We start from the raw sequence: 24,227 nt of genomic DNA on the forward strand, positions 1-24,227 counted from the left end.
GTTGTAGTGTGCTTCCTCCCCAATCTAATTTTATAAGAAAGGCGACCGTTTGTCTGCTCTCTTTCATCCCTATTTGTGCCGAGAGCGAAGCGGTCGGCATGGTGATTATTATGTCTGACGAGTTAGAACTGGAACAGAGCACCACCCAGGTGGAGCACGAATACGGCGGCTCCGAGATCCAGGTGCTGGAGGGTCTGGAGGCCGTCCGCAAGCGCCCGGGCATGTATATCGGCTCCACGTCTGAGTCCGGTCTCCACCACCTGGTGTATGAGATCGTGGACAACTCCATTGACGAGGCCCTGGCGGGCTACTGCGATGAGATCACCGTCTCCATTGAAGAAGGAGATATCATCACCGTGGTGGACAACGGCCGGGGTATTCCCGTGGATATCCAGCCCCAGACCGGCCTGCCCGCCCTGGAGGTGGTGTTTACCATCCTTCACGCCGGCGGCAAGTTTGGCGGCGGCGGCTACAAGGTGTCCGGCGGCCTCCACGGCGTGGGCGCCTCCGTGGTCAACGCCCTGTCCGAGTGGCTCACCGTCCGGGTCCACAAGGAGGGCAAGATCTACGAGATGAAGTTCTCCCGGGGCAAGGTGACCCAGCCCATGCAGGTGGTGGGGGACACTGACCGCCACGGCACCGAGGTCACCTTCAAGCCTGACCCCGAGATGTTTGAGATCACCGAATACAACTATGACACCCTCCACACCCGGATGCGGGAGGAGGCCTTCCTCAACGCCGGCCTGCGCATCCATACCATCGACCGGCGGCCCGGCAAAGAGCAGGAGGACACCATGCACTACGCCGGAGGCATCCGGGAGTTCGTGTCCTTTATCAACCGGTCCAAGGACCCCATCCACCCCGAGGTGGTCTACATGGCGGGCGTCAAGGACGACTCCATGGCGGAGGTGGCCTTCCAGTACAACGACGGCTATAACGAGACCATCGTCTCCTTCGCCAACAACGTCCACACCCCGGAGGGCGGTATGCATGAGGAGGGCTTCAAGCGGGCCCTCACCACCGTTTTGAACAACTACGGCAAGAAAATGAAGATTCTCAAGGACGAGGACAAGGTGTCCGGCGAGGATTGCCGGGAGGGCATTGCCTGCGTCATTTCGGTGAAGCTCACCGAGGCCCAGTTCGAGGGCCAGACCAAGGCCAAGCTGGGCAACAGCGAGATCCGCACCCTGGTCAACTCCATCGTCACGGAAAAGCTGTCCGAGTACCTGGAGGAAAACCCCGCCGTAGGTAAGGCCATCCTGGAAAAGGCCCTCATGGCCAACCGGGCCAGAGAGGCCGCCCGGAAGGCCAGGGAGTCCATCCGCCGCAAGACCGCTCTGGGGGGCGCCGCCATGCCCGACAAGCTGCGGGACTGCAACGAGGTCAATCCGGAGCTCACCGAGCTCTACATCGTGGAGGGCGACTCCGCAGGCGGCTCGGCCACCCAGGGCCGGGACAGCCGGTTCCAGGCCATCCTCCCCCTGTGGGGCAAGATGCTCAACGTGGAGAAGGCCCGGGCCGACAAGGTGTACGGCAACGACAAGCTCACCCCCGTCATCACCGCCCTGGGAGCGGGTATCGGAGACGACTTCGACCTGTCCAAGCTGCGCTACCACAAGATCATCATCATGGCCGATGCCGACGTGGACGGCTCCCACATCCGCACCCTGCTGCTGACCTTCTTCTTCCGGTTTATGCGGCCTCTTATTGAGCACGGCTACGTGTATGCCGCCGTGCCCCCTCTGTTCAAGCTGACCAAGGGCAAGACCACCCGGGTAGCCTATGACGACGAGGAGCGGGAGCGTATCGCCGCCGAGCTGCGGGGGGATAATCCCAACGCCAAGGTGATCATCAACCGCTTTAAGGGCCTGGGTGAGATGGACTACCACGAGCTGTGGGAGACCACCATGGACCCGGAGCGCCGTACCCTGCGGCGGATCACCCTGGACGACGCAGTCCTGGCCGACCAGACCTTCACTGTCCTCATGGGGGAGAAGGTAGAGCCCCGGAAGGAGTTCATCGAGCGCAACGCCAAGTACGCGGTGAATCTGGATTATTAAGGGATTGTATTCCATATTACCTTCCCCCCACAGGGGGGAAGGTGGCCCGCAGGGCCGGATGAGGGGGCCCACGACTGAAAGAACCCCTCATCAGTCAGCCTGCGGCTGACAGCTTCCCCCCACAGGGGGGAAGCTTATACGGAACAGATTCCTATCCTGAAGATTGAGAGGCAACAGCATGAGCAAAAAGCCACAGTACGACCCGGAGGAGATCCGGTATCCGGACCAGATCATCGTCACCTCACCCCTGGTGAAGGAGATGGAGCAGTCCTATATCGAGTATGCCATGAGCGTCATCAAGGGCCGGGCCCTGCCCGATGTGCGGGACGGCCTGAAGCCGGTCCACCGGCGCATCCTCTACGCCATGTATGAGGACAACCTGACGGCGGATAAGCCCTTTAAAAAGTCGGCCACCTGCGTGGGCGACGTGCTGGGCCGGTACCACCCCCACGGGGACGGCAGCGTGTACGACGCCCTGGTGCGCCTGGCTCAGGATTTCTCCATGCGCTATCCCCTGGTGGACGGACACGGCAACTTTGGCTCCATTGACGGCGACCCCGCCGCCGCCTACCGGTATACCGAGGCCCGTATGTCCAAGATCTCTGACGAGATGCTGCGGGACATCGAAAAGGACACGGTGAACTGGGACCCCAACTTTGATGAGACCCGGAAGGAGCCCCGGGTGCTCCCCAGCCGGTTCCCCAATCTGTTGGTCAACGGCTCGGCGGGCATCGCCGTGGGCATGGCCACCAACATTCCGCCCCACAACCTGCGGGAGGTCATCAACGCCACCATCTGCGTGCTGGACGATCCCAACGCCACCCTGGGGGATCTGATGGAGCACGTGAAGGGCCCTGATTTCCCCACCAAGGGGATCATCATGGGCCGCTCCGGCATCCGGGCGGCCTACGCCACCGGCCGGGGCCGGGTGTGCGTCCGGGCCCGGACGGAGTTTGAGGAGTTCGGCCAGAACCGCACCCGCATCATCGTCACCGAGATCCCCTACCAGGTCAACAAGCGGATGCTCATCAAAAACATGGCCGACCAGGTGGAGGACAAGCGGCTGGAGGGCATCTCCGACATCCGGGACGAGTCCGACCGCAACGGCATGCGGGTGGTCATCGAGCTGAAGCGGGACGCCAACCCCCAGGTGGTGCTCAACCGCCTGTTCGCCCAGACCCAGCTCCAGACCACCTTTGCCATCAACATGCTGGCCCTGGTGGACGACCAGTCCCAGCCCAAGATCCTCTCCCTGCGGCACATCCTGGACGAGTACATCGCCTTCCAGGAGGAGATCATCGTCCGGCGCACCCGCTACGACCTGAAAAAGGCCCAGGAGCGGGCCCACCTGCTGGAGGGTCTGCTCATCGCCCAGGACAACATCGACGAGGTCATCCGCATCATCCGCTCCAGCTATGACAACGCCAGGGAAAACCTGATGGCCCGCTTTGGCCTGGATGAGGTCCAGGCCCAGGCCATCCTGGACATGCGCCTGAAAGCCCTCCAGGGCCTGGACCGGGAGAAGCTGGAGGCCGAGTATAAGGAGCTGGAGGCGCGCATCGCCTACTACAACGAGCTGCTGGCCAGCGAGGAGAAGATCCGGGGGGTGCTGAAGGAGGAGCTCATCGCCATCCGGGACAAGTACGGCGACGACCGGGTCACCGAGATCCAGGACGTGGAGGACGAGATCGACATTGAGGATCTCATCGAGGAGGAGGAGTGCGTGTTCACCCTCACCGCCGGGGGCTACATCAAGCGCACCCCCGCCTCCACCTACCGGGCCCAGCGCCGGGGGGGCAAGGGCATTACCGCCATGGCCACCAAGGAGGAGGACTATGTGGACACGGTGTTCACCGCCTCCACCCACGACTATATCCTCTTCTTTACCAACAAGGGCCGGGTCCACCGGAAGAAGGGCTACCAGATCCCCGAGGCCGGCCGCACCGCCAAGGGCACCAATCTGGTGAACATCCTGCCAGTGGAGCAGGAGGAGAAGGTCACCGCCATGATCCATCTGCGGGAGTTCCCGGAGGACCGGTATCTGGTGATGGTCACCCGCCGGGGCACCGTGAAGCGCATCCAGCTCTCCTCCATCCACACCGCCCGGAAGGCGGGCATCCGCTGCATCACCCTGGAGGAGGGGGATGAGCTGATCTGCGTCCGGGAGACCGACGGAGACAAGGCCATCCTTATCGTCACCCATGACGGCATGGCCATCTGCTTCAAGGAGACCGACGTGCGCTGCATGGGCCGGGACGCCGCCGGCGTCCGGGGCATCAGCCTGCGGGAGGGCGACTTCGTGGTGGGGGCCGCCCGGGCCAAGCGGGAGCATCAGGTGCTGATGATCACCGAAAACGGCTATGGCAAGCGTACCGATATGGACGAGTATATCCGCTCCGGCGGCCTGCAGAAGCGGGGCGGCTTCGGCCTGAAGGGCTACAACGTCACCGACAAGACCGGATGCGTGGTGGGGGTCAAGGTGGTGAACGACCAGGACGACGTGCTGGTCATCAACGACGCCGGGGTCATCATCCGCATGGCGGTGTCCGGTATCTCCACCTACGGCCGCACCGCCCAGGGGGTCAAGATCATGAACCTGGAGGAGGGGGTCAAGGTGATCTCCTTCGCCCGCACCGACCACGAGGAGGACGAGGAGGACAGCTCCGCAACCGAAGGGGAGGCATAAGCCATGGCCAGAAAACGGGTGACCTACCGGCCCAGTAAGACCGGCGGGGTGTTCGGCGGGGTGGCCGGGGGCATTTTTGTGCTCATCGGCCTGTTCGTGGTGATCCCCACCTTCGGGGCCTTTGGCGTTCTGTGGACCCTGTTTGCCGCCGGAATCATGGCCACCAACCTGTACCAGGCCTTCGGCAAGGGCTATGTGGGTCCGGAAATCCACATTGAGGACGAAAGTGTGGAAAACGCCCCCGGGCAGGACCCGGAGGAGCGGCTGCGCCAGCTCCAGGCCCTCTACGACCAGCGGCTCATCACCAGGGAGGAGTACGACCAGAAGCGGCAGGAGATTTTGAAGGAATTATAATATAATACCGCTTGACCTTCCCCCCACAGGGGGGAAGGTGGCCCGCAGGGCCGGATGAGGGGGCGTATGACATGCGTTTATGGATGAAAAGAAACGCCCAGTGTCTGAGAAAAAACGCCACCAAAGAAGAAAACAAGTTGTGGTATCAGTTTTTGCGTACCTATCCCATCCAATTTCGGCGGCAGGTGGTATTTGGCTCTTATATCCTGGATTTCTACTGTGCCTCTGCCAAGCTGGCGGTAGAGCTGGACGGCTCCCAGCATTTTGAGGAGGCGGGACAGGAAGAGGATCGAACCCGCACGGCGTTTTTGAGCCAGAACTATGGTATTACCATATTACGGTTTAGCAATTTGGATATTTTACACCGGTTTGAGGGTGTCTGCACGGTCATTGATCAGGAAGTGGAACGGCGTGCCCCCTCATCCGCCCCCTGCGGGGGCACCACGGGTCAAGGAAAGGTTCCTTTGATCGGACTGTCCCCCGGACAGTCCGACCCCCCTGTAGGGGGAAGGTCTGGAAGGAGAAGCATGAAAACAGTTACCATTTACACCGACGGAGCCTGCTCAGGCAATCCGGGCCCCGGAGGGTGGGGGGCCATCCTGCAATATGGGGAGCATAAAAAGGAGCTCTCCGGCGGGGCGGCCCACACCACCAACAACCGCATGGAGCTGACGGGGGTGATTACCGCCCTGAAGGCCCTGAAGGAGCCCTGCGCCGTGGAGCTCTACTCCGACTCCAAGTATGTCATCGACGCTCTGCAAAAGGGCTGGGCCAAGGGCTGGCGGGCCAGAGGGTGGATCAAATCGGACAAAAAGCCCGCCCTCAATCCAGACCTGTGGGAGGAGCTGCTGGACCTGTGCGCCTACCACAGGGTGAACCTCCACTGGGTCAAGGGCCATGCTGACAATCCGTATAACAACCGCTGCGACGAGCTGGCGGTGGCGGAGAGCAAAAAGTACAAATAGGGGGCTAAACATCCCCCGCCGGAGCAAGGAGAATTTTATGCGTATCGCCATTGTATATGACAGCCTGACCGGCAACACCGCCCAGGTGGCCCAGGCCATCAGGGAGGCCTGTACCGGCCAGGAGATCGTGGCCTTTGGCCCGCCCCCCCAGAATGTGGACCGGGCGGAGCTGGTGTTTGCCGGGTCCTGGACCGACAAGGGGGGTCCCACCGCTGCCATGAAGGAATTTTTGGCCGGGCTTTTCGGCAAACGGGTGGCCCTCTTCGGCACCGCCGGTTTTGGTATTTCGGAGCTGTACTTCGGAGCCCTGGCCGACCGGTTCCAGGCGGAGGTACCCAAGGGAAACCAGGTGGTAAGCACCTTTTTCTGCACCGGGAAAATGCCCCAGGCGGTGAAGGACCGGTACGAGGCCCAGCTGAAGGCCGATCCGGAAAACGGCAAGCTCAAGACTATGCTACAGGCCTTTGACATGGCCCTGTCCCACCCGGATCAGGAGGACCTGGAGCAGGCCGCCGAGTTCGCCCGGGAGGCCATGGGGGTATAAAAGAACCGCATGAAAAAATGGGTCTGTCGTATTTACGACAGACCCATTTTTTGATGAGAAATCAGAACTTGACCCGCTCAGCGATATAGTTTTTCACTTCGCTCATGGGGATGCGCACCTGCTCCATGGAGTCCCGCTCCCGGATGGTGACGCAGCCGTCGGCGGGGGTGTTCTCGTCGCCCACGGTCTGGAAGTCCAGGGTGATGCAGAAGGGGGTGCCGATCTCGTCCTGGCGGCGGTAGCGCTTGCCGATGGAGCCGGCGTCGTCATAGTCCACCATAAACTCCTTCGCCAGCTCGTCCCGCAGCTGCTGAGCGGGGCCGGACAGGACCTCCTTCTTGGACAGGGGCAGCACGGCGCACTTGAAGGGAGCCAGAGCGGGGTGGAGGCGGAGCACGGTGCGGATGTCGTCGTTGCCCTTTTTGTCCTGACCCACCACCTCCTGGTCGAAGGCGTCCACCAGGAAGGCCAGGGTCACACGGTCGGCGCCCAGAGAGGGCTCGATGACATAGGGGATATAGTGCTCGTTCTTTTCCTGGTCAAAGTAGGTCATGTCCTTGCCGGAGGTGGTCTGGTGGGCGTTCAGGTCAAAGTTGGTCCGGCTGGCCACGCCCCACAGCTCGCCCCAGCCGAAGGGGAAGACGAACTCAAAGTCGGTGGTGGCGTTGGAGTAATGGGAGAGCTCCTCAGGCTCGTGGTCCCGGAGCCGCAGGTTCTCGTCCTTCATACCCAGGTCCAGCAGCCACTGGTGGCAGAACTCCTTCCAGTACTTGAACCACTCCAGCTCGGTGCCCGGCTGGCAGAAGAACTCCAGCTCCATCTGTTCAAACTCCCGGGTGCGGAAGGTGAAGTTGCCGGGGGTGATCTCGTTGCGGAAGGACTTGCCCACCTGGCACACGCCGAAGGGCAGCTTCCGCCGGGTGGTGCGCTGCACGTTCTGGAAATTCACAAAAATGCCCTGGGCGGTCTCGGGCCGCAGGTACACCGTATTCTTGGCGTCCTCGGTGACTCCCTGGAAGGTCTTGAACATCAGGTTAAACTGGCGGATGTCGGTCCAGTTGTGCTTGCCGCAGGTGGGGCAGGGGATGTTGTGCTCCTCCACAAAGGCCTTCATGTCGGCCTGGCTCATGGCGTCCACGCTGTGGCCCAGGTCAAAGCTGTTCTCCTGGCACCAGTCCTCGATGACCTTGTCGGCGCGGAAGCGCTCCTTGCACTCCTTGCAGTCCATCAGCGGGTCAGAGAAGCCCCCCACATGGCCGGAGGCCACCCACACCTGGGGATTCATCAGGATGGCGGCGTCCAGACCCACGTTATAGGGGTTCTCCTGGACGAACTTCTTCCACCAGGCCTTCTTTACGTTGTTCTTCAGCTCCACGCCCAGAGGGCCGTAGTCCCAGGTGTTGGCCAGACCGCCGTAGATCTCGCTGCCGGCAAAGATGAAGCCCCGGCCCTTGCACAGGGTGACGATCTGTTCCATGGTCTTGTCGGTGTTTTTCATGGGTATCATGCTCCTTTTCTGGTATTTGACCTTCGCTCCCCAGGGGAGAAGGTGGCCCGGAGGGCCGGATGAGGGGGCGGAAGTACGGTGCTTCCCCTCATCAGTCAGCCTGCGGCTGCCAGCTTCCCCCCGGAGGGAGGAAGCTTTTTGCTTGGCCCAAAGCGTTACTCACGCTTCGGCACGTGCGCGGACGGGGAGATAACTTCTCCGGCTCCGTGCAGACCCGGCCCGCTTCCAGCGATCCTGGGCTCTGCCCTGCGCTCGGCGTTATCTCCCCTGCTCACGGCCTCAGACGCTGTAAACAAAAAACGCCCTGAGCCGGTTTTCGGCTCAGGGCGAACAAAATGTCCGTGGTTCCACCTGAATTCGTACCTGGCTGGTACGCGCTTCATTCCCGGTAACGGCGGGGGACCGGCGGGGCATTGCCTCCCCGCGGCTTACGGGCGCCTTCCCTCCCCTTTCACCGAAGCCTTGCACCGTCCGGCTCCTCTCTGAGGCGAAACAAGGGGGTACTCTTCCCGGTCACAGCCTGTAATGGGCGTATTTTATCACCTTTTCCCCTGTTCGTCAAGGCAAAAAAGGGGGGGAGGTCACCGGCGGGCCATAATTTCATCCAGCAGGGCGTGGGCGGCCTCTTCCTTGCTCATCAGGGGGAGCTCCCTGGCCCCGTCGGCGGCAATGAGGGTGAGCACGTTGGTGTCCACCCCAAAGCCCGCCCCTGCCTGCTTCAGGTTGTTGGCGGCGATGAGGTCGATGCCCTTTTTCTCCAGCTTCTTTTTGGAGTTTTCCACCATGTCGCGGGTCTCCATGGAAAAGCCGCAGAGAAACTGCCCCGGCCGCCGGTGGGCTCCCAGCCAGGCCAGGATGTCGCTGGTGCGGGAGAGGGGGAGGGACAGGTCGGCGTCGGTACCGCTCTTTTTGATCTTGTCCTCCGCCACCGCGGCCGGGCGGTAGTCGGCCACGGCGGCGGCCTTGATGATGATATCCTGCTCCGGGGCACGGCTGGTCACCGCCTCAAACATATCCTGGGCGGAGACGACGTCCACCACCTCCAGGTAGGGGGGCTTTTTCAGATCCACCGGCCCGGACACCAGGGTGACGGCCGCTCCCCGGGCGGCGGCGGCCTTGGCGATGGCGTAGCCCATCTTGCCGGTGGAGTGGTTGGTGAGGTAGCGCACCGGGTCCAGGGCCTCCCGGGTGGGTCCGGCGGTGACCAGCACGTTGAGGCCGGTCATATCCTTTTCATGGCTGAGGGCGTGGAGGACACATTCCAGCAGATCCTCCGGCTCGGGCATCTTGCCCTTGCCCACCGCCCCGCAGGCCAGGCGGCCGCTGGCGGGCTCCACGATTTCCCAGCCGTACTTTCGCAGAATGTCCAGGTTGTCCTGGGTGACGGGGTTTTCGTACATCCTGGTGTTCATGGCGGGGGCGGCGATCTTGGGGCAGTCGCAGGCCAGAATGGTGGTAGTGAGCATGTCGTCGGCCAGGCCGTGGGCCAGCTTGGCCAGCACGTTGGCGGTGGCGGGGGCCACCAGCACCAGGTCGGCCTGGTCGGCCAGGGCGATGTGCTCCACCTGGAAGGTGTAGTTCCGGTCAAAGGTGTCCACGCTCACCCGATTGCCCGTCAGGGACTCAAAGGTGTGGGGGCCGATAAACTCGGTGGCGTTTTTGGTCATCAGCACCTGGACGTTGGCCCCCTGCTTCACCAGGGCGGAGGCCAGGGAGGCGGATTTATAGCAGGCAATGCCGCCGGTGACGGCCAACAGCACGGTTTTTCCTTTTAACATAAGTTCTCTCCTTTTATCAGACGGGCGGCCTCAGGCCGCCCCTACGCAGGGGTGTTCCAAATGTGCAGTAGGGGCGCACACTGTGCGCCCGCCGCCCCCAATTATAGCAGACCGCCCCCCGCTTTTCCACATTCCGATTGCATTTTGTGGACAGAGCCGGTATAATGACTGCGGCTGTACCTCTCAGGACCGCTGTACTCGGTGGAGACGGCAGGCCCGGCGCGGGAGGGGAGCCACACAAAATTTTGCGCTGTATCCCCACGGGGAACGGCAGCAGGAGGTAATTGTATATGAAACAAGCACCCACCCGGTCCCAGCGGAGCAAACAGATCCAGAGCATGGCCATTCTGGCTATGTTCACCGGTATTATCTTTTTGCTCACCTTTACCCCCCTGGGTCTCATTGACCTGCCCGTCATCAAGGCCACCATACTCCATGTGCCGGTGATCATCGGTTCCATTCTTCTGGGGCCCAAGAAGGGTGCTTTTCTGGGGGTTATGTTTGGCTTGTCCAGCATGATCAAAAATACGCTTGTGCCCGGCCTGTCCTCTTTTGTCTTTTCTCCCCTGATCCCCGTCCCCGGTCTGGACCGGGGCAGCCCCTGGGCCCTGTTTATTTGCTTTGTCCCCCGCATCCTGGTAGGGGTCACCCCCTGGCTGGCGTACACTTTCATTAAATTCCTGTTCCGGAAATCCAATGCCGGCGTCCAGACCACGGGCATGGTGATCGCCGGGATCGTAGGCGCGCTCACCAACACCGCCCTGGTGATGGGCTCCATTGGCGTTATCTTTACCGAGGCCTACGCCGCCGCCCAGGGCATCCCCGCCACCGAGGTGCTGGCCTTCATTCTGGGCATCGTGGCCATGAATGGGGTGCCTGAGGCCATCGTAGCCGCTGTGGTCACCCCCGCCGTGTGCGTTCCCCTGGTGCGGGCCCTGAAGCTGGAAAAGGCCCCTGTGGTCCAGCCCGCCTGATGATCCTGGCGGCAGATATCGGCAACACCACCGTGGCCCTGGCCGCGCTGGAGGGCCGGAAGGTGGTGTTCACCCGCCGCCTGCCCGGAGCTCCCGCCCTGGACGGGGGGGCCTGGGGGGCTGTGTTTGAAAAGCAACTGGCCGGGACCGGTCTGCCCGCCCCGGAGGGGGCGGTACTCTCCTCGGTGGTGCCTGCTCTGACCGGCCCGGTGGGGGAGGGACTGGAGCGGCTCACCGGTCGCCCAACCCTGGTGGTGGAGAAGGATACCCCCACCGGCCTGTCCCTGGAGCAGTATGACGTCTCCAATCTGGGCATGGACCGGGTGGTGGACTGCGTGGCCGCCCTGACCCTGTACGGCGGGCCGGCGGCGGTCTTTGACCTGGGTACCGCCACCACCCTGTCGGTGGCCGACAAAGACGGCCGGTTTTTGGGGGGGATGATCCTGGCGGGGGTCTCCCTGGGGCTGGAGGCTCTGGCCGCCCGGGCGGCCCAGCTGCCACCGGTGACTCTGGCTCCGCCGGAGGGGGTGCTGGGCACGGATACCATATCCTGTATGCGCCACGGAGCCCTCTATGGGGCGGTGGGCGCCATTGAGAGCGTCTCCCGCCGGTTGGAAGAGGAGCTGGGGCCCATCACCGTGGTGCTCACCGGAGGTCACAGCTCCCTGGTGGCCCCTTTGCTCCAGATCCCCGTCCGCTGGGAGCCCGATCTGACCTTTTTGGGTCTGGGGGCTATTTTGGAGCGAAACAGAATATAAGCCCACGGGCCTGCCGCAATGTCGCAGCAGGCCCGTTAATATTCTTCTTTTTTCAGCTCTTTCAGGTATTTGACCTTTTTGTGCCGGTACCACACGCAGTTGAACAGATTGCCAATGATCAGGATGTTGCCGCAGAGGTAGAGCCACACCAGCATGATGATAATGGAGGCCAGGGATCCGTACACCAGGGAGTACCGGGAGGACAGGCCGATGAACAGGGAGAAAAGCATGGAGGAAAGCACCAGGGCTACGGAGGCCAGAAAGGCCCCTGTCAGAACGGGAGGCCGGGGCTTGCCTCGGGGGGCGGCCATGCGGTAGACCACCGATACAAAGAAAAAGACCAGAAAAAACAGCAGCAAAAACCGCAGCCACTGCCAGTCCCAGGGGAGCAGGTGAGACTCCAGGTGGAAAAACTCCTCTATGGCCTGAAACAGCCAGCCGCCGGTGAGCAGTACAACCAGGGACAGACAGATGGTTACCAGCAGCAGCAGGGAAAACACAAAGCTGGCCAGAATCTGCCGGAACCCCCGATAGCCCTTCCGGCCGTACAGATCCTCCATCACCGCCATCAGGCTGCGAAAGGCCGCCGAGGCGAAAAAAAGGGTGGTGAGCACCCCCGCCACCAGCAGTCCGGGGGACTGGTTGGTGGTGATATAGCGCACGTATTCCAACAGGATCCCGGCAATGGCCTGGGGAAGCAGGGGAGAGGCTGCCTGGATCACCCCGGGCAGGTCAATGGGCAGCAGGCTGATAAAGGCGTTGAGGCAAATGAGCAGTGGAAAAAAGGACAGCACCAGAAAATAGGCCAGCTCCGCCGCCGACCTGGAGAGGCGCTTGGTAAAATACAGCTTTACCATCTCCAGCGTAAACTTGACCGCCGCCTTTTCCAACAGCCGCTTGGGCATGGCCATTCACCTCCCCGGGATTTGTTTCAATATACCATAAAATGGAAATTAGTGCAACCGTTTTGTGACTGCTCAAGAAAAGGGAGCACCTGCGCTTGGCACAGGTGCTCCCCGGATGGATGTACGGATCAGGCCAGAGCCGCGGTGATGATGGCCATGGAGTAGACCTCCTGGGCGTTGCAGCCACGGGACAGGTCGTTGATGGGGGCGTTCAGGCCCAGCAGCACGGGGCCGTAGGCGTCAAAGCCGCCCAGACGCTGGGCAATCTTGTAGCCAATGTTGCCCGCGTTGATGTTGGGGAAAATAAAGGTGTTGGCCTGACCGGCGACCTTGGAGTCCTTGCACTTGGTCTCGGCCACCTTGGGGGAGACAGCGGCGTCAAACTGAAGCTCGCCGTCCACGGCGAAGTCGGGATTGGTGGCCAGGACCTTTTCATAGGCGTGGCGCATCTTGTCCACGGTCTCGCCCTTGCCGGAGCCCTTGGTGGAGTAGCTCAGCATGGCCACCTTGGGGTCGATGCCAAAGGTGCGGGCACAGTGGGCCACCTCAGTGGTGATCTCCACCAGCTCGTCCTCGGTGGGATCGATGTTGATGGCGCAGTCGCCCATGGCCAGCACGGTGTTGTCACCCACGCCCTCACGGACCAGAATAAAGCAGGAGGACACGATCTTGTTGCCCGGCTTGGTCTTGATGAGCTGGAGAGCGGGGCGGACGGTATCAGCGGTGGAATAGGTGGCGCCGCCCAGCAGGCAGTCGGCCACGCCCATCTTCACCAGCATGGTACCGAAGTAGTTGCCCTTCTTCAGGGCGGCCCGGCACTCGTCGGAAGTCATCTTGCCGCGGCGCAGCTCCACCATGGCCTCCACCATCTTGTCCATCTCGTCGTAGGTGGCGGGGTCAACGATCTCAGCGCCCCGGATGTTGTAGCCGGCCTCCTCAGCGGCGGCGTGGACCTCGTCCACATTGCCGATGAGCACGGGGGTCAGCCAGGTACCGGCCAGCAGACGGGCGCTGGCCTCCAGGATGCGGGGATCGGTACCCTCGGTAAAAACGATCTTTTTGGGGCTCTTTTTCAGAGTATCGATGAGTTGCTGAAACATATGAATGGCCATGGGAATCTCCTCCAATTCAAATATACAGACCAGTTTGTGCCAAAAGACTTGGCGGTATAGTTATTATACACCCGCCATCCCAAAAACTACAAGCCAACCGGCCGAAATAATTGTAAAAAATATGACTTTACTTTTTGTATTTTAAAAATTATACTATACGTATTGTTTATGACCTCGGCCGACATCCCAAAGTGGGATGGGCTGCTAAATAGAGATTGAGAGAGGTGCGCTATGTCATCAGATTTTTCCCGCTGTCTTTCCCTGCTGCGGCAGGAGAAGGGGGTATCCCAGCGGGCGGTGGCCAAGGAGCTGGGGATCAGCCAGGCCCTGCTGTCCCACTATGAAAACGGCGTCCGGGAGCCCGGCCTGGCCTTTGTCATCAAGGCCTGCAACTATTACAATGTGTCCGCCGACTTTCTCCTGGGCCGGACTCTCAGCCGGGACGGCACCACCATCGCCGCCGAGGAGCTGTACGACTACTCCGCCGAAAAGGACAACGTGCTCCACGGCTCCATCCTGGCCACTCTGAATAAAAAACTGCTGGTCAACTCCACCGGGGTGCTTTTCGACCTGCTGGGCAAAACGGGGAAGAAGGAGGCCATCAACGCCGCCGCCGACTTTTTGGGTACCGCCATCTATAAGATGTTCCGTCACCTGTACCGGGCTGACGGCACCCAGAACGAGGACTTTTTCTCGGTGTCCGCCCGGGAGTTCACCGCCGGAATACCCACCGCCGACATGATCTGCGCCGAGTCCGACTACGTCCAGGCCCTGGCCGACTGTGTCAAGGAGAAGGGCAACCTGCCCGCCATGAACAATGACGCCCTGTCCAAAAATTACCCTGGTCTGTACCAGTCCCTTCTCCAGATCATCCACAACACCGGCGAGCGCATCAACCGCCGGGTGGACGCCCGCCACCAGGAGCGGTAACATCAGAGTGAAAAGTGGGATATCGTAGGGGCGGGTTCCCAGACCCGCCCGCCCGGATGGTTTTGCGGGATTCCAGCCCACAAATTTCACTACAATAGTTGATAATAACGTCATATTATAACGGGAGGTATTCACTTGACCGACCAATCCAAGATCAGAAACTTCTCTATCATTGCCCATATCGACCATGGTAAGTCCACGCTGTCCGACCGGCTCATTGAGCAGTGCAACGCAGTCACTGCCCGGGAGATGGAGTCCCAGCTGCTGGACAACATGGACCTGGAAAAGGAGCGGGGCATCACCATCAAGGCCCGGGCGGTGCGGCTGAATTACCAGGCCGCCGATGGGGAGACCTACGAGCTCAACCTCATCGACACCCCCGGCCATGTGGACTTCAACTATGAGGTTTCCCGGTCCCTGGCCGCCTGCGAGGGGGCAATTCTGGTGGTGGACGCCGCCCAGGGCATTGAGGCCCAGACCCTGGCCAATACCTACCTGGCTATGGAGCACGACCTGGAGATTTTGCCGGTGGTGAACAAGATCGATCTGCCCGCCGCCGATCCCCAGCGGGTGAAGGACGAGATCGAGAATATCATCGGTATTCCTGCCCAGGATGCCCCGGAGATCTCCGCCAAGGTGGGCATCAATATCCCCGCCGTGCTGGAGGACATCGTACAAAACATCCCCGCCCCCAAGGGGGACCCCAAGGCTCCCCTGAAGGCTCTCATTTTTGACAGCCAGTACGACGCATACCGGGGGGTCATCGTCTACTTCCGGGTCATGGAGGGGACGATCAGGACCGGCATGAACGTGAAGCTGATGGCCTCCGGCGCCACCTATCAGGTGCTGGAGTGCGGCCACCTGCTCCCCCTGGGCATGGAGCCCTGCAAGGAGCTCATCGCCGGGGAGGTGGGCTACTTCACCGCCTCCATCAAGAATGTGAAGGACACCCAGGTGGGTGACACCATCACCGGGGCGGACAACGGGGCAACCGAGCCACTGCCCGGCTACCGCCCCGCACGGGCTATGGTGTACTGCGGCATTTACACCGAGGACGGCTCCAAGTACCCCGACCTGCGGGACGCTCTGGAGAAGCTCCAGCTCAACGACGCCTCTCTGTCTTTTGAGCCGGAATCCTCTGTGGCCCTGGGGTTTGGCTTCCGCTGCGGCTTTTTGGGGATGCTCCACATGGAGATCATCCAGGAGCGGCTGGAGCGGGAGTTCGACCTGGATCTCATCACCACCCTGCCCTCCGTCATCTACCGGATCACCAAGACCGATGGCTCGGTGGTGATGGTGGATAACCCCCACAACTACCCCGACCCCGCCGTCATCGAAATGGCGGAGGAGCCCTACGCCAAGGTGTCCATCGTCACGCCCCCTGACTACGTGGGCAACATCATGCCCATGTGCCAGGAGCGCCGGGGAGAGTACAAGGACATGCAGTATCTGGACACCAACCTGGTAGAACTCCACTACTCCATGCCCCTGGGAGAGATCATCTACGACTTCTTCGACACCCTGAAGGCCCGCACCAAGGGCTACGCCTCCCTGGACTACGAGATGGACCGCTATGAGCCTTCCGAGCTGGTGAAGGTAGACATGCTCCTCAACGGCGACCAGGTGGACGCCCTCTCCTTCATCGCCCACAAGGACAAGGCCTATCCCCGGGCCCGGCGGCTGTGCGAAAAGCTGAAGGAGAATATCCCCCGCCAGCTCTTTGAGGTGCCGGTGCAGGCCGCCATCGGCGGCAAGATCATTGCCCGGGAAACCGTCAAGGCCATGCGGAAGGACGTGCTGGCCAAGTGCTACGGCGGCGACATCACCCGGAAAAAGAAGCTGCTGGAAAAGCAGAAAGAGGGCAAGAAGAAAATGCGCTCTCTTGGCACCGTGCAGATCCCCACGGAAGCCTTTATGGCGGTGCTCAAGCTGGACGAGGAATAAACGGAACGTATCTTTTCTTACCCTCTGGGCCCCGCAAGGCGGGGCGGCGCTTGCGCCGTACAAGCGTTTTGGGCAGGGCTCAAAACCTTGGCGCAGGCGGAATTCACTTCCGCCGAGCATGTCAAATAAAAATGGGGTCCCCACAAAGGGCAAGCCCTTTGTGGGGCGGGCAAGAAGAAGATGCGGAGTCTGGGGACAGTCCAGATCCCCACCGAGGCCTTTATGCCGGTGCTCAAGCTGGACGAGGAATAACATAAAAAATGGCTGCCTGAAAAGGCAGCCATTTTTTATGGGATCATTCCATGTCCCGATACAGGAAGGTGACGATCTGGCTTCTGGTGCAGGTGGCGTCAGGGGAGAAGAAGGTACCGGCGGCATTGGTGCCGTTGGTGACGCCAATCTCCACCGCCCACAGCACGGCGTCGTAGTAGTAGGCCGAACCGCTCACATCCTGGAAGGGGTTGTCCTCCGTCTGGGGCTCCGGGGTCTTTTCCGTCCGGTGGAGGAAGGTGACGATCTGACCCCGGGTGCAGGTGGCGTCGGGGGAGAAGAGGGTGCCTGCGGCGTTGGTGCCGTTGGTGATGCCCTGCTCCACCGCCCACAGCACCGCCTGGTAGTAGTAGGCGGTTTCGTCCACGTCGGTGAAGGGATTGTGGGTGCTCTTGGGCTGGGGCTGGCCCATGGCCCGCCACAGGAAGGTGACCACCTGGGCCCGGGTGCAGCTCATGTCGGGGGAGAAGAGGGTGCCTGCGGCGTTGGTGCCGTTGGTGATCTGGGGCTGGTGGTTCACCGCCCAGATCACCGCGTCATAGTAGTAGGCCCCGTCAGCCACGTCGGCAAAGGGCATGGGGTCCTCCAGGATCAGCGAGGCGGTGCCGCCGCTGGGGGTACCGGCGTAGGTCATTACCTGGCTATATTGGACGGCCAGCGCGTCCTTGTCCTGAAGGCCCTCCGCCGCCTGGAACCGGAAGGCGGTGGCGCACAGCTTGCCGTCATCAGTCAGCCCGGCGTCCAGGGGGGTGAGGGTACCGGTGAGGGGGGACCCGTTCCGGGTGATGGTCACCGTCTGGGCGGTCACCGTGGCGGTCTCCACCGGGCGGCTGAATTTCAGGACGGGGGACTGGCCGATCTCACAGGTCAGGGTGAGGGTGGCCGCCGCCGTGGACACCAGGCCTACGTTCACGTCGGTCTGGACGGGGGGCACCGGCAGCCAGTCGCTGTAGACGGTCTGGTAGCCCGCCTTTTCGTACTTCACCTGCCACCAGCCGTCGGGCACCATCCACAGGTACTGCCCCATCAGGTCGGTGGTAAGGGGATTGTGCTGGTCAAAGGCGGCGGCGTCCCACTTCTGGCTTTCGGCGGCGTTTTTGGTGGGCTTGGTCTCGCTGTCGCTGTAGTATAGGGTGGTAGTCACCCCGGAGAGCCGGTTGGAGGGGATGCCCTCATACACGTAGCCGGAGGGGTCCACCCCTACCGGGGTATCATAGTCAATGTAGGTGGTAATGGGTTCCTCTTCCTCATACGGCACGTTGATAAAGGTAATGTCGTTTTGACCCAGCTCTGTGGTGAGGGTCTTGACTCTGGTGAGGGGCATATAGCCTGCGGGCCAGTCGATCTCCTCGATCTCCAGCTGGTGGTCGGGGGGTACCGGCAAGGTCACCGAGCCCCCGGCATCGGTGGTATAGGTGCCCAGGGTGTCGTTGGTGGTCTCGTCGGTGACCAGGAAGGTGGCGATGGGAAGAGTGCCCTCCGCCTCCTTGTAAATGGTGAGCTTGGCGGGGGTGTACTTGAGGGTGACCACCTTCCACAGGTCATAATTGTCTCCCAGCCCGGTGTAGTGGACTTTTACGGGGATACTGTATTCCTCCTGCGGGCTGCCGTTGACCGAGACGATGCCGTCCCGGCTGACGGTGATGGGGCTGTTCTGTCCCTGATCTACCAATTCAAACCAGTAGCGGTCCAGGCCAAACACCCGGCTGCCGGTGGGGATGTCGTCGGGTGGGCCTTCCTCCGCCTGGAGGCCGGAAAAGTCCATATAGTCCATGGCCATGTTGACCAGCTCGGTAAGGCGGTCCCCGTCGGTAACCAGAATGGGTGCACCCTCCAAAACGGTAAATTTGGTGGGCATGTACTTTTCTCCGCTTTCCTTACGGAAAAACGTATTCTTTAGGTTGTCCGAGGTAAAATCCTTGGTGAGACTGGCAATGCCAAATTCAAAATCGGACTTACCCAGCTTTTTCCCAAAGGTTAGCCCAGCCTCCGCGCCGGAACGGGACACAATGGCTAACTGTTGATATTTTTCTTGCTTATATTGTCCCTGGGAGTTTACCTTGCCGTGGCCGATATTGATGTTGCCCACCACAAACTCACTATAGATCCCGGCGGTGATGATTTCGAGCAGATTCAGATTCAGACCAAACCGAAGGGAAGGGGCGATCCAACATACAGCATGGGAGGTGGACTGGAAAGCACCGCCCAGGGATGTGGAGCCAAAGCAGCGGAACGTGTTATTGACATAGGCCACGCCCGCGCTGGCGGAAGCGGTGGTCCGGATCTCGCTTGTTGTGATTCCGTAGAGAAGGCCCTCCATGCCGATGGAGATGCTGGGGGAGAACTCCAGGGGGGTGGTGCCGATGGGGATGGAGGGAGCAAAGGAGAGGGATGGACTGTTCCAGAAGCCGCTGATCCCCACTTCCTCCAGGATGCGCTGGTTGGCGTCTTCATGAAAATAGCTGTTGAGAAGAAGGTCTATAGGGTTGCTGCTGGTGGTGAGGGTAATATCCGCTTCAATGTCCTCGGTAATGGTGGCTGTCAGATAGGCCGGTTCCTGGGGACCGGTCTCCCGCCAGAAGCCCCAGCCCAGGTTAAACCGGAAGAGCAGATCCAGACTGGTGGTTTCCGTAATCGTCGCGGTCGCACCAGGTAAGTAGATGGTAAGGGTTGTTTTCAGTGCCAGGGTGCGCTTATCCGGATTGGTGGGATCTGTTTTCCAGCTGGGTACGATCTTTACCTCCGGAGGGGAAAGCACCGCCAGCTCGGCGGAGCTGGAATAAGGGGACATCAGATCCAAAAGCTCGGAATAGAAGCCGGATTGCAGTATATTTTCCGTCAACTGGGCCTCCAGCTCCTCCAGACCGTCGATTTGAGGGGGTACGCTGGTATCAATGTCCGCCTGGGAGAAGGACAGCGTTTCAAAAATATTGTTGATGCCGGCCTCTACCAGCTGGCCGTCCTCTGTGACCCCCCAGGCCTCCTCAAAGTCGCCCACCACATAGACGCTGCCGGGGGTAAGGCTTGCCGGAAGCTGGTCCACAAACTGGACCCCCTCGGCGTACACCACCTCCGCCGGGGCCTCCAGGTCCATGCCGTCGATGACCACATACAGCTGGTCCACGTCGGGGTAGTCCGTAAAAACGCCGCTGTCCAGCTCCGCTACATAGATGCCGTCGCCGTCCCAGGCGGGGCTGACGGAATACCCGCTGCCGGTGGAGGCGGAGGTGAAGGGGATCTCCTGGCCCCAGCCGTCGGATACCGTCAGGGAGGAGGGGTCGGATACCTGGAAGGTAAAGTCCGGCCCGCCCACGGCAAAGGCTCCGTCGGTGTAGTCATAGGCCTGGAGCTCTTCGGTCTCCTCCGGCTCCTCGGGTTCCGGCTCCTGGCCGGGCTCCACATCCACCCCGGGGGACTGCTCCGGGGTGCTTCCGTTGTTGGGGACAAACTCCACCTGGAACCCCTTGGGCGCGTTGTAGGCTGTGTAATCATATTCCCCGATCCAGGCGTCCTCCGCCGCGTGATACCGTAGAGGGACCTGGATCTGCTCTCCAACATAATTGTAGGTGATGACGGTTACCCGCTTCTGAGCCGAGGAATCCTTGGCAAAGTCCACCCGGAACTCCAGGGTGGGGAGTTCGGGCCAGAAGGTGTAGTGATTGTGGCTGTTCTCACCAGTGACATAGTTGATGACAAAGGACGTCTCCAAAATGGCGCCGGTGTTGTCCGAGCTGTAAGTATGGTTTGTGACCGTAAGGGTCTCCACCTCGTCGGTTTCGGGGAGGTATGTCACCTCATAATCCTCCGAGCGGATGGTGCTGCCGTCGGTGAGGGTGAGCAGGGCGTACACCGTGTGAACTCCCTCCACATCGGGGAGGGTCACAGTTCCCGACCAGGTGCCCAAAACGTTGGCCTGGGCCACGCCCAGCGCGTCCTTGCCCTCATAGAAGGTGACGGTGCTCTCGGGCACCGCCGTGCCCGACACAGGCAGCTCCAGCCGGGAAGTACGGCTGGGGAGAGAGAGATCAAAGGCGCTTACCGCAAAGTCCAGGGTTTCCTGATGGGTTTCTCCACCGGCGGCTATGTTGGCGGTGAGGGTTTTTGTGCCGGTGTCGGAGGCCACCGCGGTGAACCGTACCGCCCCGCCCACATCCAGGGGGACTGTCAGGGGATCGGTCCTGGTGGGGGTGACGGTCTTGCTGTCCACCGTCAGGCTGCCCGGCACATAGCGGACCCCGTCGGGCAGGGGGAAGGAGATGGTGCCCTCCTCCGCCCCCAGGCTCACCACCGCCCGGACGGTAAAGCTGGCCCCCTGGGTCACCTGGCCGGAGGGAATGGACAGCTCACAGGCATAGGCCTGGACCGCGCTGTCGCTGACGGTCACCGAGGAGGCCAGATAGCGGGTCTCCTCGCCCACATCCAGGCTGATCTCCTTCCCGGTGGTGTTGTCCACCGCTTTCATGGACGGACCCAGGGTGACCGGACCGGAGGCCGCCATCACCACCTGGGCGCCCGTTTTGTCCAGATGGACCGTGCCCCCCAGCAAATTGAGCCGGCCGCCCTGGGCACACATCAGGGGCATACTGCGGTCGATCATGCTCTCCAGGGAGATCTGGCCGCTGAGGATGGTAAAGGAGCCGGCGGCCAGTACCGAAAGGCCGTCTCCGTTGGTGCCCAGAGCGGTCACATTGCCGCCGTTGACGGTAAGGGAGCCCTCGTCCACTGAGATGCCGTATTGGCCGGTGAGTTCCGCGGTGCCGCCGGTGAAGGTGAGCTCGCCCATACCGGCCACCCCCAGGGCGGGGCTGGCGGCATTGCTGTTGACCGTCAGGGTACCGCCGGACTGGGAAAAGACGGCCCCTTCGTTGACCCGGATGCCGTTGCCGCCGGAAACAGGGGCGTTGACGGTACCGTCCAGCAGCTGGAAGGAGGTGCCTGCCCCCACAACGCGCACCGAGGACCCCTGATTCTGGGGGTCGGTAGGAGCGTCTACGTTGAGCTGGCCCCCGTCCACCACAAACTGGCTGCCCGCCCGGATGTGTAGGATGTTTTCGGAGTCCGACTCCTGGCTGGAGGCGGCGGTCAGATTCATGGTGGCCCCCTGGCCCACCAACACAGTGGGGGCCTCCAGGTCCGGCTGGCTCTCCAGTCCGGTACTGAGCCGGTTGGCGGTAAAGGTACAGTTGGTGAAGCTGGCGGTGGGCTGCACCGGCCCGCCGCTGGTGAGGACCATGCCCGACCGGCCCAGCACCTCCAGGGTGGAGCCTCCCTCCACCGCCAGACTGCTGGCGACGCAGTCAAAGACAGAGGGGGAGCTCTCGGTGGTATCCTCCGAGCGGAGGGACAGGGAGGCGCCATCGGTGACTACCATGTGGGAGTTGTCCGCCTTGCAGGCGTGGGTTTCTCCCCCCGAAACCTCCACCGTCAGACTGCCGGGGCCCCGGAAGGTGACGGTACTTTCAGCCAGAGTCAGGGCATACCGCTCTGAGCTGCTGGTGCGGATGGTGCTGGTTCCCTCCAGCACTACGGTGAGGGACCCGCCCGACAGCAGGACGCTGCCCAAAGCAGCGTTGTTCAGGGTGAGAACGCCGCTGCTGTAGCTGGTGCCGGCGGGCATGGGTACGAGAGACACATTGCCCTCCTCGTCCTCTTCCTGGCAGCGCGCTCCGTTTTCCACTACACGGATATCGTTGATAATAATGTTGGGGCCGCCCTCTTTGGCCAGAGCCTGCACAGGCAGCAGGGACAGGGTGACGGCGATCACCAGGATCAGGGACAGGATACGTCGTCTCATCATTGGCCGCTCCTTTCTCTTTTCAGGATCTTCTCAGTGTCAGTGTACCACATGCTGAGAAATGCATCAATATTTAGAAAGCGGCCAGTGGAAAATTGTGGGATCAGCTCAAAAACAGCTCAATGTCCGCCAGGGTAAGACCGGGGTGGAGGGCCAGGTTGATGCCGTAGCCCACCACCTTGGCCAGGTCGGCCACCCGGGCGTCGATGTCCCGGGGGGTGACCAGCAGCCCGCTGCCCGCTCCCCGGAGCGCCTGGGGGTCCAGGTGGGCCTTGCCCGCCTCGGCCAGCAGATCCGCGGCCAGAGTGGCCCCGTCCACCACGGTGGGTACCCCGATGGCGATGACCGGTACCCCCAGGCTTCCCCGGTCCAGGGCCGCCCGGGCGTTGCCCACCCCGGAGCCGGGTGTGATGCCGGTATCCGCCAGCTGAACGGTGGCGCATACACGGGTCACCGATCGGGCCGCCAGGGCGTCTACCGCCAGGATGCAGGCCGGTCGCACCTTTTCCGCCACCGCCCGCACCAGCTCCCCGCTCTCCACTCCGGTAGTGCCCAGCACCCCCGCCGCCAGAGCGGCCACCGGCCGGAAGGACCCAAACTGTTCCGGCAGCTTTTCCACCAGGTGGCGGGTCACCAGGGTGTGGTCGGCGGCCTTGGGACCGATATTGTCCGGGGTGATGGCCCGGTTGCCCAGCCCCACCACCAGCACCGGGGCTCCAGCCGGCAGGTCCAGCAGGGCGGTGAGCTCGGCGGCTACTGCCCGGGCCGCCCGGCCGAAGGCGTCCTCCTCCCGCCGGGCCAGGCCGGCCAGGTCAATGGTCACGTAGCTGCCCACCGGCTTGCCAATGGCCTTGGCTCCCCGGTCGTCAGTGATCTTTACCACAGTTACCGGCCAGCCCTCCCGCTCTGTCTCCTCCTGGAGCACGCCCTCCAGAGCCCCCGGACTGCCCCCCTCCCGCAGCAGCTGGGCGGCCTCCACCGCCAGATCGGTGCGCCGTTTATCCATATTGCCCTCCTTAGATACCCCAAGATATGGTGTTTTGTGGTCATGTCTCCTCTATTTTTTGCGGAGACGGGCCCCATATGCAAAAAAAGTGAAATTTTTTAAAAAAACTGTTGCAATTTCCGCTGCTACCTGCTAGAATGTAAAAATGCACGGGGCAAACTATGTGTAAAACTATCGTCATCGGAGGAGGTGTTTGGTTTGCCGAATATTAAGTCTGCCAAGAAGCGTGTCCTGGTGAACAAGACCAAGGCCATGCAGAACAAGGCCGCGAAGTCCGCCCTCAAGACCGACATCAAGAAGTTTGAGGCCGCAGTGGTCGAAGGCAACCGCAGCGAGGCCGAGGGCGCTTACAAGGTGGCCGTTAAGGCGGTCGACAAGGCCGTGGTTCATGGTCTGCTGCACCGGAACAACGCTGCGCACAAGAAGAGCGCCATGACCATCAAGCTGAATAAGCTGGCCTGATCTGTGGTCAACATGAAACCGCCTGCGGGGCAGGCGGTTTTTTGCTGCCCAAAAGGGGCGGTCTTGTCAACTGTGACAAAATTTCCCCGGCGGCGGGGTGGTCCAAAAGCGAATATAGAGGAGAACCGGTTACAAAGGGGGCCTTTTCACTACATGTGGTGGAAAGGCCCTTGTCAAG

16 protein-coding genes, 1 pseudogene and 1 other annotated feature are annotated in these 24,227 nt (G+C 61.6%); of the genes and pseudogenes, 11 read left to right on the forward strand and 6 right to left on the reverse strand.

Translation table 11 applies throughout. The features are described 5' to 3' along the window. Window positions 1-98: 98 nt before the first annotated feature. The 6 genes and pseudogenes from gyrB to bilS all read left to right on the forward strand — a co-directional run bounded on the left by gyrB (window position 99) and on the right by bilS (window position 6,609). Window positions 99-2,060, forward strand: coding sequence for a DNA topoisomerase (ATP-hydrolyzing) subunit B (gene gyrB / locus H6B51_RS06050; RefSeq protein WP_418055058.1), 1,962 nt, complete (start codon window positions 99-101; stop codon window positions 2,058-2,060). 178 nt (window positions 2,061-2,238) lie between these two features. Beyond that, on the forward strand, window positions 2,239-4,746 hold the full coding sequence (gyrA, locus tag H6B51_RS06055; RefSeq protein ID WP_275967506.1) for a DNA gyrase subunit A: 2,508 nt from the start codon (window positions 2,239-2,241) through the stop codon (window positions 4,744-4,746). A gap of 3 nt (window positions 4,747-4,749) precedes the next feature. After that, entirely contained in the window at window positions 4,750-5,100 is a 351-nt protein-coding gene (locus H6B51_RS06060; RefSeq protein WP_204882828.1) for an SHOCT domain-containing protein, read from the forward strand. Between the two features lie 83 nt (window positions 5,101-5,183). Further along, window positions 5,184-5,492 (forward strand): annotated as a pseudogene (locus tag H6B51_RS17660) (endonuclease domain-containing protein); the annotation flags it as partial. Between the two features lie 135 nt (window positions 5,493-5,627). Then, window positions 5,628-6,065, forward strand: a complete 438-nt coding sequence (rnhA, locus tag H6B51_RS17665) for a ribonuclease HI (protein WP_243421165.1) — start codon at window positions 5,628-5,630, stop codon at window positions 6,063-6,065. Between the two features lie 37 nt (window positions 6,066-6,102). Beyond that, window positions 6,103-6,609, forward strand: a complete 507-nt coding sequence (bilS, locus tag H6B51_RS06070) for a flavodoxin family protein BilS (RefSeq protein ID WP_204882830.1) — start codon at window positions 6,103-6,105, stop codon at window positions 6,607-6,609. Window positions 6,610-6,670: 61 nt separating this feature from the next. On the opposite strand, the gene H6B51_RS06075 is transcribed toward bilS, so the two are convergent. Both H6B51_RS06075 and coaBC read right to left on the reverse strand, forming a co-directional pair. Next, window positions 6,671-8,107, reverse strand: a complete 1,437-nt coding sequence (locus tag H6B51_RS06075) for a glycine--tRNA ligase (protein WP_204882831.1) — start codon at window positions 8,105-8,107, stop codon at window positions 6,671-6,673. A gap of 328 nt (window positions 8,108-8,435) precedes the next feature. Next, window positions 8,436-8,642: a binding site (T-box leader), on the reverse strand. A gap of 55 nt (window positions 8,643-8,697) precedes the next feature. Further along, complete coding sequence (coaBC, locus tag H6B51_RS06080) at window positions 8,698-9,894, reverse strand: bifunctional phosphopantothenoylcysteine decarboxylase/phosphopantothenate--cysteine ligase CoaBC (protein WP_204882832.1); 1,197 nt, start codon at window positions 9,892-9,894, stop codon at window positions 8,698-8,700. 290 nt (window positions 9,895-10,184) lie between these two features. On the opposite strand from coaBC, the gene H6B51_RS06085 reads away from it, so the two are divergent. Both H6B51_RS06085 and H6B51_RS06090 read left to right on the forward strand, forming a co-directional pair. Further along, entirely contained in the window at window positions 10,185-10,868 is a 684-nt protein-coding gene (locus H6B51_RS06085; RefSeq protein ID WP_204882833.1) for an ECF transporter S component, read from the forward strand. Continuing rightward, window positions 10,868-11,626 (forward strand): type III pantothenate kinase, encoded by a 759-nt coding sequence (locus H6B51_RS06090; protein WP_204882834.1) that lies wholly within the window; start codon window positions 10,868-10,870, stop codon window positions 11,624-11,626. The genes H6B51_RS06085 and H6B51_RS06090 overlap by 1 nt, the downstream gene beginning before the upstream one ends. Window positions 11,627-11,661: 35 nt before the next feature. Here the strand turns inward: H6B51_RS06090 and H6B51_RS06095 are convergent, their stop codons facing one another. Further along, entirely contained in the window at window positions 11,662-12,531 is an 870-nt protein-coding gene (locus H6B51_RS06095; RefSeq protein ID WP_204882835.1) for a YihY/virulence factor BrkB family protein, read from the reverse strand. Between the two features lie 128 nt (window positions 12,532-12,659). After that, the gene (gene pta, locus H6B51_RS06100; protein WP_204882836.1) at window positions 12,660-13,643 is read right to left on the reverse strand and encodes a phosphate acetyltransferase; all 984 of its coding nucleotides are present in this window, start codon (window positions 13,641-13,643) and stop codon (window positions 12,660-12,662) included. A gap of 231 nt (window positions 13,644-13,874) precedes the next feature. Here pta and H6B51_RS06105 point away from each other — a divergent pair, with 231 nt between their 5' ends. After that, a complete protein-coding gene (locus tag H6B51_RS06105) occupies window positions 13,875-14,573 on the forward strand; it encodes a helix-turn-helix domain-containing protein (RefSeq protein WP_204882837.1) in 699 nt (232 codons plus the stop codon). Between the two features lie 135 nt (window positions 14,574-14,708). Further along, window positions 14,709-16,517, forward strand: a complete 1,809-nt coding sequence (gene lepA, locus H6B51_RS06110) for a translation elongation factor 4 (RefSeq protein WP_204882838.1) — start codon at window positions 14,709-14,711, stop codon at window positions 16,515-16,517. A gap of 295 nt (window positions 16,518-16,812) precedes the next feature. Here the strand turns inward: lepA and H6B51_RS06115 are convergent, their stop codons facing one another. Continuing rightward, window positions 16,813-22,581: an S-layer homology domain-containing protein gene (locus tag H6B51_RS06115; RefSeq protein ID WP_204882839.1), complete on the reverse strand. Its 5,769-nt coding sequence runs from the start codon at window positions 22,579-22,581 to the stop codon at window positions 16,813-16,815. A 103-nt stretch (window positions 22,582-22,684) separates the two neighbouring features. Then, window positions 22,685-23,587: a GPR endopeptidase gene (gene gpr, locus H6B51_RS06120; RefSeq protein ID WP_204882840.1), complete on the reverse strand. Its 903-nt coding sequence runs from the start codon at window positions 23,585-23,587 to the stop codon at window positions 22,685-22,687. Window positions 23,588-23,785: 198 nt separating this feature from the next. Between gpr and rpsT the strand changes: the two genes are divergently transcribed. Continuing rightward, window positions 23,786-24,049, forward strand: a complete 264-nt coding sequence (rpsT, locus tag H6B51_RS06125; protein WP_207753863.1) for a 30S ribosomal protein S20 — start codon at window positions 23,786-23,788, stop codon at window positions 24,047-24,049. Window positions 24,050-24,227 lie beyond the last annotated feature (178 nt).

It is taken from the genome of Pseudoflavonifractor phocaeensis, assembly GCF_016901955.1.
GTDB lineage: Bacteria > Bacillota > Clostridia > Oscillospirales > Oscillospiraceae > Flavonifractor > Flavonifractor phocaeensis_A.